Genomic DNA, 14,087 nt, shown 5'->3' on the forward strand with positions numbered 1-14,087 from the left:
CAAGTCTTAGCAGAATGCGCCGCCTGCAATGCCTGCAGCGCCTTGTACCACTGAACACCGAGTTGACCACCTGGCCCGCTGTGCTGACGGTTCCGACCGTGCCGGCTATAGCACCGTACAGCGCAGTACAGCACCGGGTATGACACCGGGGGTGGGACAAAGTGTCCAATTCCATTCCGCATGCCTGTGACGGTACAGTAACATGTTCTCAATCCTCTGTAGCGCACATAACTTAATGAAATCATCAAAAGTTCGCAGCGGACTGATGCTTCTCCCCCTGTTGTGGCTTGCCGGCTGCAATACGGTGGTGTTGAATCCGTCCGGTGATATCGCGGCGCAGCAGGCTCATCTGGTAGTCGTCTCGACCTTCCTGATGCTGCTGATCGTCGTTCCCGTCATTTTCCTGACGCTGTTGTTTGCCTGGCGTTATCGTAAAAACAATACCACGGCGAAGTACGATCCCGACTGGGACCACTCCACCAAGCTGGAGCTGGTGATCTGGGGCGTACCGCTGCTGCTGATCATCGTGCTGGGCCTGATCACCTGGATCAGCACGCACTTGCTGGACCCGTACCGTCCGCTGCAGCGCCTGGACGAGAAGCGTCCGATCCCCGCCGGCGTCACGCCGATGACGGTGGAAGTGGTGGCGCTGGACTGGAAGTGGCTGTTCATCTACCCGGAGCAGGGCATCGCGACCGTGAATGAACTGGTGACGCCGGTCGATCGCCCGATCAAGTTCAAGCTGACTGCGTCCTCCGTCATGAACGCGTTCTACATCCCCGCGATGGCCGGCATGATCTACACGATGCCCGCCATGGAGACGCAGCTGAACGCCGTCATGAACAAGGCAGGCACGTACGACGGCTTCTCGTCGAACTACAGCGGTGCGGGCTTCTCGCACATGCGCTTCAAGTACCATGCGATGCCGCAGGGCGACTTCGACGCATGGGTGGCGAAGACCAAGGCCGGCGGCGGCGAGCTGACCCGCGCGAACTACACGCAGCTGGCCAAGCCAAGCGAGAAGGATCCTGTGCGCCGTTACGCGGCCGTCGATCCGAGCTTGTACAGCGCGATCGTCAACCTGTGCGTCGAACCGGGCACGAAGTGCATGGCCCAGCAGATGCACGAGGACCAGATGCGCAACGCCAACGCGGCCGCGCACAAGAAGGCGCAGCACGAAGCGAGCAAGAAGCGCGAAGCGGGCGAAATCGCCAGCGTCGCTCAATTGGGTGCCGAGGTATGCACGACGCCTGCCGACAAGCCCACCATTTCCATGAAGAGTAACAATGCAAGCGTATCCAACTGAAACCGATCCGATCTTCGGCAGGCTGAGCTGGGAAGCGATTCCGTTCCATGAACCGATCCTGCTCGCCACGTTCGCCGCTGTCGCCCTGGGCGGTATCGCCCTGGTTGCGGCCCTGACGTATTTCCGCGTCTGGGGCTACCTGTGGAAGAACTGGTTCACCAGTATCGACCACAAGAAAATCGGCATCATGTACATGATCCTGGGCCTCATCATGCTGCTGCGCGGCTTTGCCGACGCGCTGATGATGCGTGCCCAGCAAGCCATTGCCTTTGGCGACAACGCGGGCTTCCTGCCGCCGCACCACTACGACCAGGTCTTCACCGCCCACGGCGTGATCATGATCTTCTTCGTCGCGATGCCGTTCATTACGGGCCTGATGAACTACGTGGTGCCGCTGCAGATCGGCGCGCGCGACGTGGCGTTCCCGTTCCTGAACAACTTCTCGTTCTGGATGACGACGATGGGCGCGGTGCTGGTCATGGCCTCGCTGTTCGTGGGCGAATTCGCCCGTACCGGCTGGCTGGCGTTCCCGCCGCTGTCCGGCATCCTGGCTTCGCCTGACGTGGGGGTGGACTACTACATCTGGTCATTGCAGATCGCCGGGGTGGGGACATTGCTGTCCGGCGTGAACCTGCTCGTCACGATCGTCAAGATGCGTGCCCCTGGCATGGAAATGATGAAGATGCCAGTGTTCACGTGGACCGCGCTGTGCACCAACATCCTGATCGTCGCCGCGTTCCCCGTGCTGACGGCCGTGCTGGGCATGCTGTCGATGGACCGCCTGCTGGGCACGCACTTCTTCACGAACGAACTGGGCGGCAACGCCATGATGTACGTGAACCTGATCTGGATCTGGGGCCACCCGGAGGTGTACATCCTGATCCTGCCATGCTTCGGCATCTTCTCCGAAGTCGTGTCGACGTTCTGCTCCAAGCGCCTGTTCGGCTACACGTCGATGGTGTACGCAACCTGCGTCATCATGATCCTGTCGTACCTGGTCTGGCTGCACCACTTCTTCACGATGGGCTCGGGCGCGTCGGTGAACTCGTTCTTCGGCATCACGACGATGATCATCTCGATCCCGACGGGCGCCAAGCTGTTCAACTGGCTGTTCACGATGTACCGCGGCCGTATCCGCTTCGAACTGCCGATGATGTGGACCATCGCCTTCATGGTCACGTTCACGATCGGCGGCATGACGGGCGTCATGCTGGCGATTCCGCCGGCCGACTTCGTGCTGCACAACTCGCTGTTCCTGGTCGCGCACTTCCACAACGTCATCATCGGCGGCGTGCTGTTCGGCCTGTTCGCCGGTATCAACTACTGGTTCCCGAAAGCGTTCGGCTTCAAGCTGGACGAGTTCTGGGGCAAGGTGTCGTTCTGGTTCTGGGTGATCGGCTTCTACGTGGCCTGGATGCCGGTGTACGCACTGGGCTTCATGGGCGTCACGCGCCGCCTGAACCACATCGAGGATGCCTCGCTGGCGCCGTACTTCCAGCTGGCCTTCGTCGGCGTGCTGATGATCGCCGTCGGTATCGGCGCGATGCTGATCCAGTTCGGCGTGTCGTTCCTGCGTCGCAAGAAGCTGCGCGACATCACGGGCGACCCATGGGACGGCCGTACGCTGGAATGGTCGACGTCGTCGCCACCGCCTGACTACAACTTCGCGTTCACCCCGGTCGTGCACGACAACGACAGCTGGGCGGACATGAAGAAGAACGGCTACAAGCGTCCGTTGAAGGAATTCGTGTCGATCCACATGCCGGCCAACACCGGCGCGGGCTTCATCATCGCGGCGCTGTCGGCCGTGGTGGGCTTCGCGACGATCTGGCACATGTGGGGTCTGGCAATCATCGGCTTCGTCGCCATGATGGTCGCCATCATCGTCCACACGTTCAACTACAAGCGCGATTACTACATCTCGGCGGAAGAAGTGACCCGTACCGAGGAACGCCACACCGCTTTGCTGGGAAGCCATGTCTGACATTAACGTAACCTCCGCCGGCGCGATGAGCGCCGACCCGAGCTCGCGCTACCTCGTGCGCGAGCACCATCCGGAAAACGGGACGATCCTGGGTTTCTGGATCTACCTGATGAGCGACTGCCTGATCTTCGCCTGCCTGTTCGCGACCTATGCCGTACTGGGTCGCAACTACGCCGGCGGCCCGTCGGGTGCCGAGCTGTTCGACCTGAAGCTGATCGCGCTGAACACGGCGTTCCTGCTGTTCTCGTCGATCACCTACGGTTTCGCGATGCTGCAGGCCAAGGTCAAGAACAAGGGCGGCACGCTGCTCTGGCTGGGCATCACGGGCATCTTCGGCCTGTGCTTCCTGGGCGTCGAGATCTATGAGTTCCTGCACCTGATCCACCAGGGCGCGGGCCCGCAGCGCTCGGCCTTCCTGACGGCGTTCTTCGCGCTGGTCGGTACCCACGGCCTGCACGTGACGTTCGGCGCCATCTGGCTGGTCACGCTGATGGTGCAGATCTCGAAACACGGCCTGCACGCGGCGAACATGCGCCGCCTGAACTGCCTGTCGCTGTTCTGGCACTTCCTGGATGTGATCTGGATCGGCGTGTTTACCTTTGTTTACCTGATGGGAGTGCTGCCATGAGCGACCATAACCACCACCACGGTCATGGCGACCACGGCCACGGTCATGACGATCATGGCCACGGCCACGACGACGGCTCCGCCGTGCACGGTTCGATGAAGGATTACGTGATCGGCTTCGTGCTGTCCGTGATCCTGACGGCGATCCCGTTCTGGCTCGTGATGAACCACGTGATCGAAAGCCCGGCCACCACGGCGTACGTCATCCTCGGCTTCGCGGCCGTGCAGATGGTCGTGCACATGGTCTACTTCCTGCACATGAACTCGAAGTCCGAGGGCGGCTGGAACATGCTGGCGCTGATCTTCACGATCATCATCGTCGTGATCACCCTGGCAGGCTCGATCTGGGTCATGTACCACATGAACAAGAACATGATGCCGGTCATGGAAGGCCATACGCCGCAACAGATGCACGACATGCCATGATGGCGGCAGCGCGCGGCACGTCAGGGGGGAAGATCGTCCTGGCCGCCTGCGCGGTGCTGTTGTTCTGCGTGTTTGCCGCACTGGGCACGTGGCAGGTCAAGCGACTGCAATGGAAGCTTGACCTGGTCGAACGCGTCAACACGCGCGTCCATGCAACACCTGTCCCGGCACCGGGCCCTGAACAGTGGGCCCGCGTGACCGCGGAGTCGGACGAATACCGCCGCGTGCGGGTCTCCGGCAAGTTCCTCTACGAATTCACCACCCCCGTACAAACCACGACCGCCAAGGGCATCGGCTTCTGGCTGATGACGCCCCTGTGCCTGGCCGACGGCACGATCGTGTTCGTCAACCGCGGCTTCGTGCCGATGAAGTCCGGCGACCTCGACAAGCCGGCGCCGCCGCGCGCAACGACTACTGTTTGCGCGCCGTTCTCTCAAGCCGCAACCCAAAAGCAGACCCCGGGGTCAGACCCGGCGGGTCTGACCCCAGCCTCTGCCGTTGGGGGTGAGGCTCAACAGCGAACCCCGGGGTCAGGGAGGAGTGCTGGCATGCATGCCAGCACCGCATCGCAGGCCAGGAGCTGTGCTCCTGGAAACCCCTGCGATGCCCCGGCGGGTCCGACCCCAGCTCTTGGTCTTGGGTCTGGCGTGGAGATTACCGGGCTCCTTAGAATGCCCGAGCCCAAAGGCCGCCTGCTGCGCGAGAACGACCCGGCGCACGACCGCTGGTACGTGCGCGACGTGCCGGCGATCGCGGCGCGGCGCAACCTGCGCAACGTGGCGCCGTACTTCGTCGATGCGCCCGCCGGCCTGGAATACCCGCGCGACGCCAGCGAAAAACCGGTCGGCGGCCTGACGGTGATCGCGTTCCCCAACAACCATCTCGTCTATGCCTTGACCTGGTTCGCCCTGGCGGCAATGGTCGCGGGCGGCTATTATCTCGTCCTGCGCTATGAAAAACGCAAGACGAGAGCCCGCAATGCCGCCAACGACTGAGACACCCGAAAGAAGATTTCGCCTGAAGGAGCGGGCGGCGGCGGCCGGCGTCGAATTCGCCGCCGGGCACAAGAACATGATGCAGCTGATCCAGCTGCGCTGGTTTGCCGTGATCGGGCAGCTGACGACGATCGCCGGCGCCAACCTCGTCTACGACATCCGCCTGCCACTGGTGCCCATGCTGCAGGTGCTGGCGTGCCTGATCGCCTTCAACGTGGCCAGCCACCTGCGCTGGCACGAGGTGCGCCACGTGCGCAACACGGAACTGTTCATGGCGCTGCTGGTGGACGTCGCCATCCTGACGTCCCAGCTGTACCTGTCCGGCGGTGCCACCAACCCGTTCGCCTTCCTCTACCTGCTGCAGGTGATCCTGTCGGCCGTGCTGTTGCGCCCCACCTATGCGTGGACGTTCGTGCTCGTCACCGTCGTCTGCATGGCGGGCCTGTCGCGCTACTACCTGCCGCTGCCTTTGGCCCTGGACCATGAACGGGGCATCGAATCGCTGTATGTGCAAGGCCTGCTGATCTGCTTCATGCTGATCGCGGCGTTGCTGGTGTTCTTCATTACCCGCATCACCGACAACCTGCGCGCCGGCGATGCCCAGCTGGCCAACCTGCGCCAGCGTGCGGCCGAGGAAGAGCACGTGGTGCGCATGGGACTGCTCGCTTCGGGTGCCGCGCACGAGCTGGGCACGCCGCTGGCGACCTTGTCCGTCATCCTGGGCGACTGGAAGCGCATGCCCGAGTTCTCGCGCAATCCCGAGCTGCTGGAGGAGATCGGCGAGATGCAGGCGCAGCTCAAGCGCTGCAAGACCATCGTCAGCGGCATCCTGCTGTCGGCCGGCGAGACTCGGGGCGAGTCGTCGACGCGCACCACCTTGCGCACGTTCCTCGACGAGCTGGCACGCGAGTGGCAGGCCAGCCGCCCCGTGGCGGCGTTCGAGTACGACAACCGCATCGGCGCCGATCTCACCATCGTGTTCGACGAGACGTTCAAGCAGATGGTCTGCAATGTGCTGGACAATGCGCGCGAGGCGTCCCCGGCCTGGGTCGGCATGGAAGCGCTGCGCGAGGACGGCCAGCTGGTGCTGCGCGTGACCGACAGGGGCCCCGGCTTCGAGCCGGCGGTGCTGGCCCAGGTGGGCAAACCGTATAATTCGACCAAGGGCCGGCCGGGCAGCGGGCTGGGCTTGTTCCTCGTCGTCAACGTGGCCCGCACGCTGGGCGGCACCGTGGCCGCCCGCAACCGCCCCGAAGGCGGCGCCGAGGTGACCATCCGCCTGCCGCTGGCCACCCTTGCACTGGAAAAGGAATCCGCATGACCGAAGCCGCGCCTGTGCGCACTCTCCTGATCGTCGAGGACGACGAGGCCTTTGCCCGCACCCTGGGGCGCTCGTTCGAGCGCCGCGGCTACCGGGTGCTGCACGCGGCCAACGTGGACGAGGCGTCGGCGTTGCTGCCGGGCCTGGCGCCGGGCGAGCCGGGCTACGCCGTCGTCGACCTCAAGCTGAAGGGCAATTCGTCCGGGCTGGCGTGCGTCCAGATGCTGCACCAGCACGACCCGAGCATGCTGATCGTCGTGCTGACGGGCTACGCCAGCATCAACACGGCGGTCGAGGCGGTCAAGCTGGGCGCCTGCCAGTACCTGGCCAAGCCATCCAACACGGACGATATCGAGGCGGCCTTCGAGCACGTGGCCGGCAGCGGCGAAGTGGAACTGACGGCGCGCGCCACCTCCGTCAAGACGCTGGAGTGGGAGCACATCCACGCCGTGCTGGCCGAGACCGAATTCAATATCTCCGAGGCGGCGCGGCGGCTGGGGATGCACCGGCGCACCCTGGCGCGCAAGCTGGAAAAGCAGCGGGTGAAATAGCGGGTGCAGTAGCGGAAACCCGTGGTGTCAGGCATCGGAGGCGTCCCCGCCCCGATCCGGTGCGTGACACCTCGGGTCTCGTCTTTCTATTCCCATCGACTATCTTCGTGTCGCTGCATTGCCCGCTCACCGAGGCGACGCGCCACCTGATCGACGCCGCCACGCTGGCGTCGATGAAGCGGGGCGCCATGCTCGTCAACACGTCGCGCGGCGGCCTGATCGACACCGTGGCCGTGATCGCCGCGCTGAAGTCGCGCCAGCTGGGCGCCCTGGCCATCGACGTCTACGAGCAGGAGAGTGCGCTGTTCTTCCACGACCACTCGGGCGACATCATCGACGACGACGTCTTCCACCGCCTCGTCACGTTCCCGAACGTGCTGATCACGGGCCACCAGGGCTTCTTCACGATCGAGGCGCTGCGTGAGATCGCCATGATCACGTTCGACAACCTGGACTGCTTCCGCCGCGGCGGGACGTGCGCCAACCTGTTGCCGGCGCTGCAATAGCGGAGACCGATGACATCCATGGGTTGGCGGTTCACATTGCGTACACCGCCTGCAGCGTGAACGCCCGTGGCGCCATCGGCAGGTCGTGCGGCAGGGCCAGGCCCGGTGCCAGGCTGGGTTCGCGCACATCGGCATCGAGCAGGTTGCGCACGCTGGCCGTGAAGTTCCAGCCGGGGCCACCACGCCGCGTCGCCAGCGTCACGTCCATCGTCGTGTAGCCGTCCAGCGGGGCGCGCGCATCGCCGGGGGCGCGCTGGCGCTCGCCGATCCAGTTGACCTGCGCACTGGCCAGCAGCGCGCTGGCCGCATGCCAGTCGGCCCGCGCATTGACGTGGTGGCGTGGCGCGTAGCCCGCATCGCGTCCGCTGGCATCGTCGACACTGCGCTGGTAGGCGTAGTTGCCGACCAGGCGCAGCCGGCGCAGCGTCCAGCTGCCCTCCAGTTCCAGGCCGCGGCCCGTCTGGCTGCCCGCGTTGGCATAGGTCGCGCCCGTGCCGGCCACGGGGTTGGCCAGCGTGCGGATGATGTCGTGCATGCGGTAGCGGAACAGGGTCAGGTTGACGAGCGCGTCGGCCCGGGCCTGCCACGCGAAGGCCGCCTCCAGCGTGCCGTTGGTTTCCGGCTTCAGGGCGGGATTGCCCAGCGCGACCGGGTTGGTGATGCTGTAGCTCTCGTTGAACGAAGGGGCCCGGAACGCGCGGCCATACAGCAGCTTGGCGGTGAGATCGTAGCTGGCATCCCACACCACCGCCAGGCGCGGATTGGTGGTGCCGCCGAAGTCGGAATAGCGGTCATGCCGCACGCCGGCCGTCACGCTCCAGTCGCGCGCCACGCGCCACTCGTCCTGCACGTAGACGTAGTCGATCTTGCGCCGTTGCGGCAGCAGGAACGGGTCGGTGGCAGAGAAATCGGCCACGCCCGGCAGCGGCACGGGCAGGCCATTGCGGGCATAGGTGAAGTTGCGGGTCTCGTGCGTGCGGTACATGTCCAGGTCGTCGTGGCCGACGCCCACGCGCACGTGGTGGCCGCTCCAGCCGCCGTAGTCGGCCCAGGCGGACAGGCGCAGGATGCGTTCGAATGCGTCCGGGCCGCCGCGCATGCCGGCCGGGAAGGCGCCCGTCGGCAGGCGCGCACCCGCCGGCAGCAGCACGAAGTCGACCGGGATCTCCTGGCGATACGCCTGCCGGTTGATGGCCGCGCCCAGTCCCCAGTCGCGCCGCCACTGCGGGTCCGCCCACGTCAGGCCGGTCGTAATGCGCGCGCTGCGCTGCCGGCCCACGGGGTCGAGTGCGGAGGCGATGCCGGCGCCCGTGCCCAGGTCGTCGCGCAGCTTGTAGCCCGCGCGCGCGGTCCAGTGTCCCCAGGCCAGCTGCAGGTTGGCGTCGAGCGCCTGGTAGCCCACGTTGACGGGTCCGGGCGCCAGGCTGGCATCGCTGCCGTACAGGCGGTCGTTACGGCTCTGCGCGTCCGCCTCGATGACGGAGCGGAAGCCATCGCTGCGGCCGCGCCGCAGATAGGCGGCCACGTCGACCGGTCCGATGCTGCCGCCATGCTGCAGCCAGCCGTCGCGCGTGCGGAACGAGCCGGCGCGCACGCCCACTTCGGTGCCCGGCGTGTCGGCCGCGCCCTTGGTGATGAGGTTGACGACGCCGGAGAAGGCGTCGGAGCCGTACAGCGCCGAGCCGGGCCCGCGCATCACCTCGATGCGGGCGATGTGCTCGACCGGGTAGCCGCCCCACAGGTTGCCCTTGTTGCCGGTGAAGGCGGTGGTGACCGGCACGCCATCCTGCAACAGCAGCAGCTGCGGCGTGAACTGGCTGACGATGCCGCGCACCACGTACAGCGGCGTGTAGTTGTTGGCGCTGCGGTTGACGTGCAGGCCCGGCACCGTCTCCAGCACCTGGTCCAGGTCGGTCGCGCCCATGGCGGCGATGTCGGCGGCCGTGATGACGGTTGCCACGCCCGGTGCCCGGCGCAGCGCCGTGCTGCTGCCGCTGGCGATGCTGACGGTGTCGTTGTCGCCATAGACGAGCGACAGGTCCTCCTCGTCGGTGGCGGGCTGCGCGGCGGCGGGCAGGGCAAAGGCGGCGGCCAGCGCCAGGCACACGACGCGTGCGGCGGTGAAAGACTGCGCTGACAACTTCAAGTGGGGCTCCTTGGCTCGGCAATCTGCGTTGACAATGATGAACGGTGCATACAATTGCCGTCTATCAAATGCAGTGTTGTTGAGGCATTGTAACGGCAGCAAGGAAGCTGTCAAACCGGAAATACAACACCGCGAGCGGCGCGCCGTGCTAGGCCCGCAACTGCCGCGGCGCCTCGGCCGACAGGCCGAACTGGCGCCGCACCAGCGCCTCGAACTGCACCGCCGGCACGGGCGCGCTGAGCAGGTAGCCCTGCAGCAAATCGCAGCCGAGCGCCTGCAGGAAGCCCAGCTGCGCCTCGGTCTCCACGCCTTCGGCCACCACTTCCAGGCGCAGGCTGTGCGCCAGCGCGATGATGGCGGTGACGATGGCCACGTCGTCGGCGTCCCGCGGCACGTCGCGCACGAACGAGCGGTCGATCTTGATGATGTCCACGGGGAAGCGCTTCAGGTACGACAGCGACGAGTAGCCGGTGCCGAAGTCGTCGATCGACAGGCGCACGCCCAGCTCGCGCAGCGCATGCAGCGCCGCCAGCGTGTCCTGCGCATGTTCCATCAGCGTGCTTTCCGTGATCTCCAGCTCCAGCAGGTGCGGCGGCAGGCTGGTCGCGGCCAGCACGCCCTGCACCGTGGCGGCGAAATCGGGCTGCAGCAGTTGGCGCACCGACACGTTGACGGCCACCCGCAGCGGCGGCAGGCCTTCACCCAGCCACTGGCACAGGCGCGCGCAGGCCGTGCGCAGGACCCAGTCGCCCAGCGGGTTGATCAACCCCGTCTCTTCGGCCAGCGGGATGAATTCGCCCGGGGGCACCATGCCGCGGGTCGGATGGTGCCAGCGCAGCAGCGCCTCCATCGCGACGATGCGTTCGCCGTCCACCGTCATCTGGGGCTGGTAGTAGACCTCCAGCTGGCCCAGTTCCAGGGCGCGGCGCAGGTCCGCTTCGAGCCGGACATGCTCCGAGATCGACAGCTCCATCGACGGCTCGTAGAACTTGAAGCCGGCATTGGTGCGCTTGGCCTGGTACATGGCGCTGTCGGCATGCTTGACCAGCGTGGCGACATCGTCGCCGTCGCGCGGGTACATGGCGATGCCCACGCTGCTGGTGACGAAGATGTCGTGCCCGTCGATCTGGAACGGCGCCTCCAGGGCGCGGCAGATGGTCTGGGCGACGGCGGCGGCGGCAGGGCCGTCCACGTCGCCCAGCACGACGGTAAATTCGTCGCCGCCCAGGCGCGCCACGGTATCGACATTGCGCACGCTGTGGCGCACCCGCTGCGCCACGGCCACCAGCAGGCGGTCGCCCACGTCGTGGCCCAGGTTGTCGTTGACGTACTTGAAGCGGTCCAGGTCCATGAACAGCACCGCCAGCCTGGTCTCATGGGCACCCGCGTGGGCGATGCCCTGGCCCAGCAGCTCGAAGAACAGCGTGCGGTTCGGCAGGCCTGTCAGCAGGTCGTTGTAGGCCAGGTGGCGGATCTTCTTCTCGGCCCGGTTGGCCTCGATGATGCGGCGCACCCGCTGCGACAGCACGGCATAGTGGATCGGTTTCGGGATGTAGTCGCTGGCGCCGGCGGCGAACGCGCGTTCCACCGAGTTGTTGTCCTGCAGCGCCGTGATCATCAGCACGGGGATGGCGCGCCCGCCCGGCAGTTCCTGCAGGCGCGCGCAGGCGGTGAAGCCGTCCATCACGGGCATCACCGCGTCCATCAGGATCACGTCGGGCTGGCAGCGCGGCAGCATGGCCAGCGCTTCGGCGCCGTCGGCCGCTTCCTCGACCCGGAAGCCGTCGCGCTGCAACGTGTGGCGCAGCGTGGTGCGGGTGCTGCGGTCGTCGTCGACCACCAGCACGCTGGCCTGCTCGGCCAGCGCCAGTTCCATGTCGGCCGCCGGCGTATCCACTTCCGCCTGCAGCAGTGCCGCCACGGCCGCATGGGCCGCGTGCAGGGGCGCCAGCAATGGCGCCACCAATGGGGCCAGTGCCGCCGTGCCGTCCGCCTCGCTGGCGGCCATGGCGCGCTGCTCGGCTTCCTGCGCCAGTGCGGCGAGCACGCTGGCGCCCAGGTTGCCGGCCGCGCCCTTGAGCGCATGGGCGCGCGCCCGCGCGGTGGCGCTGTCGCCCTGGGCGACGGCCGCTTCCAGGTCGGCCAGGTACACGGGCGCGTCCTCCAGGAAGGGCGTCACGGCCTGCGGCAGCGCGGGGCCGAGGATGTCGCGCAACTTGTCGAACACGGCGTGGTCGAGGATGGCGTCGGTGGCATCGCTGCCGCCGGCCGGCGCCGCCGTGCTGGCCGCCGTCGGCAGCCAGCGCTCCAGCTTGTGGCGCAGTTCGACCAGCGTGATCGGCTTGGCCAGGTAGTCGTCCATCCCGGCCGCCAGGCACTTCTCGGCGTCGCCGCGCTGGGTATTGGCCGTCATCGCCACGATGGGCGTGCGGCGGCCCAGGGTGGCTTCGGCGGCGCGGATGTGCGCGGTCGCTTCGTAGCCGTCCATCTCCGGCATGCTGCAGTCCATCAGGATCAGGTCGAAGCGGCCGCGCTGCACGGCGGCCACGGCGGCGCGACCGTCGGCGGCGAACTCGCACACGCAGCCGTTCATCGACAGCATGCCGGCCGCCACCATCTGGTTGGTGCGGTTGTCTTCCGCCACCAGCACACGGAAGGCGCGCGCCGGGGCAGGCAGGGCGGCGGCCGGCGCGGCCAGTGGCGCGACCGGCTGCACGCTGGCCGGCGTGGCGCGGACCGTGAACACGAACGTCGTACCTTCGCCGGGCGTGCTGGCGACCGCGATGTCGCCGCCCATCAGCGCCGTGAGCTGGCGGCAGATCGCCAGGCCAAGGCCGGTGCCGCCGTAGCGCCGCGTCGTCGACGGGTCGGGCTGCACGTACGATTCGAACAGGTGGCGCAGCACGTCGGCGTTCATGCCGATGCCCGTGTCGCGTACCTCGAAGCGCAGGCCGGGGGCGCCGCCGACGTCGGCGGTTGCCACCCGCACCATGACCTCGCCGCGTTCGGTGAACTTGACGGCGTTGCCCAGCAGGTTGATCAGGATCTGGCGCAGCCGCAGGGCGTCGGCATGGACGGCGGCCGGCACGCCGGGCGCCAGGTCGAAGCCCAGCGCGACGCCTTTCTGCTGCGCCGTGCGCGCCAGCAGCTCGACCACGTCGGCCAGCAGGCGGCCCACGTCGAAGTCGCTTTCCTGCAGCGCCAGCTTGCCCGCTTCCATCTTGGAGAAGTCGAGGATGTTGTTGATCAGTTCGATGAGGGTGCGCGACGCGTTCCATGCCACGTCCACGCACTCGCGCTGGCGGGGAGTGAGCTGCATTTCCTTGAGCATGTCCAGCATGCCGACGACGCCATTCAGCGGCGTGCGCACCTCGTGGCTGACGGTAGCCGCGAATTGCGCCTTGATCCGCGCCATGTTGACGGCCGCGTCGCGCGACTCCTTCAGCTCTTCCTCGCGCTGCTCCAGCACCGTCATCATCTGGTTGAACGTGTGCGCCATGTCGACCAGTTCGCGCGGTCCGGCGGCGTCGGCGCGCAAGCGCGCCTCACCACGGCGGGCCCGCCGCATCAGGTTCGACAGTGCACGCAGCGGTTCCGTCATGCGCCGCGTCAGCACGCGCACCAGCAGCAGCAGGATGACGGCAAACGACAGCGTGATGCCGAGGTTGCCCAGCATCAGGGACCAGGTCAGCTTGTTCAGCGTGCCTTTGCCGACCTGGACATGCACGTAGCCCAGCAACTGGGGTTGCTGCTCCTGCGCGTCGAATGGCGACGCCTCGGACTGGCCACCCAGCACCGGCGCGGCAAACAGCCACGCGTCGCCGTTCTCGGCCACCAGCGTGGCGCGGGTGGGGGCGGCGCGGGTGTCGGGCGGCAGCGCCCAGCGGCCGCCGTGGGCCTGCGCCAGCAGCACCCGGTGGCGCGCGTCGCTGATCTGCACCGCCGTCACGTCGGGGAATGCCAGCGTGCTGCCGACCACTTCGCGCGCGTTCTCGGGTGAATGGAACAGCAGGGCCAGGGTGCTCTGGCGGGCGAAATTGTCGGCGACGCGCTGGCCCTGGCCCAGGAAGTAGTCGCGCATGCGGGCGCTCGCCTGCATCGAATTCATCAGCGACGAGAACAGCGCCAGGCCGATGATGGCGACGGAAACGATGACGGACAGCTGCAGGCCGAAGCCGGTGCGGCGCAGGGCCCGGTCGACCCGGCTGGCGACGGAGACGTTCAT

The 14,087-nt window shown here is 66.8% G+C and carries 9 protein-coding genes and 1 pseudogene; 8 read left to right on the top strand and 2 right to left on the bottom strand.

What is annotated here, in order from left to right:
* Positions 1-235 precede the first annotated feature (235 nt).
* The 8 genes and pseudogenes from cyoA to PX653_RS06515 all read left to right on the top strand — a co-directional run.
* Positions 236-1,306 (top strand): ubiquinol oxidase subunit II, encoded by a 1,071-nt coding sequence (gene cyoA, locus PX653_RS06480; RefSeq protein ID WP_371876425.1) that lies wholly within the window; start codon positions 236-238, stop codon positions 1,304-1,306.
* Positions 1,287-3,290 carry a cytochrome o ubiquinol oxidase subunit I gene (gene cyoB / locus PX653_RS06485; protein ID WP_277417091.1) on the top strand — a complete coding sequence of 668 codons (2,004 nt, stop codon included), beginning with the start codon at positions 1,287-1,289 and terminating at the stop codon, positions 3,288-3,290. The genes cyoA and cyoB overlap by 20 nt, the downstream gene beginning before the upstream one ends.
* A complete protein-coding gene (gene cyoC / locus PX653_RS06490) occupies positions 3,283-3,918 on the top strand; it encodes a cytochrome o ubiquinol oxidase subunit III (RefSeq protein ID WP_277417092.1) in 636 nt (211 codons plus the stop codon). The genes cyoB and cyoC overlap by 8 nt, the downstream gene beginning before the upstream one ends.
* Entirely contained in the window at positions 3,915-4,343 is a 429-nt protein-coding gene (cyoD, locus tag PX653_RS06495; RefSeq protein WP_277417093.1) for a cytochrome o ubiquinol oxidase subunit IV, read from the top strand. Before cyoC ends, cyoD begins: the two co-directional genes overlap by 4 nt.
* The gene (locus PX653_RS06500) at positions 4,340-5,338 is read left to right on the top strand and encodes an SURF1 family protein (RefSeq protein ID WP_277417094.1); all 999 of its coding nucleotides are present in this window, start codon (positions 4,340-4,342) and stop codon (positions 5,336-5,338) included. The genes cyoD and PX653_RS06500 overlap by 4 nt, the downstream gene beginning before the upstream one ends.
* Positions 5,322-6,659 (top strand): ATP-binding protein, encoded by a 1,338-nt coding sequence (locus tag PX653_RS06505; protein WP_277417095.1) that lies wholly within the window; start codon positions 5,322-5,324, stop codon positions 6,657-6,659. The genes PX653_RS06500 and PX653_RS06505 overlap by 17 nt, the downstream gene beginning before the upstream one ends.
* A complete protein-coding gene (locus PX653_RS06510) occupies positions 6,656-7,210 on the top strand; it encodes a response regulator transcription factor (RefSeq protein WP_277417096.1) in 555 nt (184 codons plus the stop codon). The genes PX653_RS06505 and PX653_RS06510 overlap by 4 nt, the downstream gene beginning before the upstream one ends.
* A gap of 104 nt (positions 7,211-7,314) precedes the next feature.
* Positions 7,315-7,716 (top strand): annotated as a pseudogene (locus PX653_RS06515) (NAD(P)-dependent oxidoreductase); the annotation flags it as partial.
* A 31-nt stretch (positions 7,717-7,747) separates the two neighbouring features.
* On the opposite strand, the gene PX653_RS06520 reads toward PX653_RS06515, so the two are convergent.
* Together PX653_RS06520 and PX653_RS06525 are read right to left on the bottom strand one after the other, a co-directional pair.
* Positions 7,748-9,862, bottom strand: a complete 2,115-nt coding sequence (locus PX653_RS06520; protein ID WP_277417097.1) for a TonB-dependent receptor plug domain-containing protein — start codon at positions 9,860-9,862, stop codon at positions 7,748-7,750.
* Between the two features lie 148 nt (positions 9,863-10,010).
* Complete coding sequence (locus PX653_RS06525) at positions 10,011-14,087, bottom strand: EAL domain-containing protein (protein WP_277417098.1); 4,077 nt, start codon at positions 14,085-14,087, stop codon at positions 10,011-10,013.

This window comes from Pseudoduganella chitinolytica, assembly GCF_029028125.1.
Classification (GTDB): Bacteria; Pseudomonadota; Gammaproteobacteria; order Burkholderiales; family Burkholderiaceae_D; genus Rugamonas; species Rugamonas chitinolytica.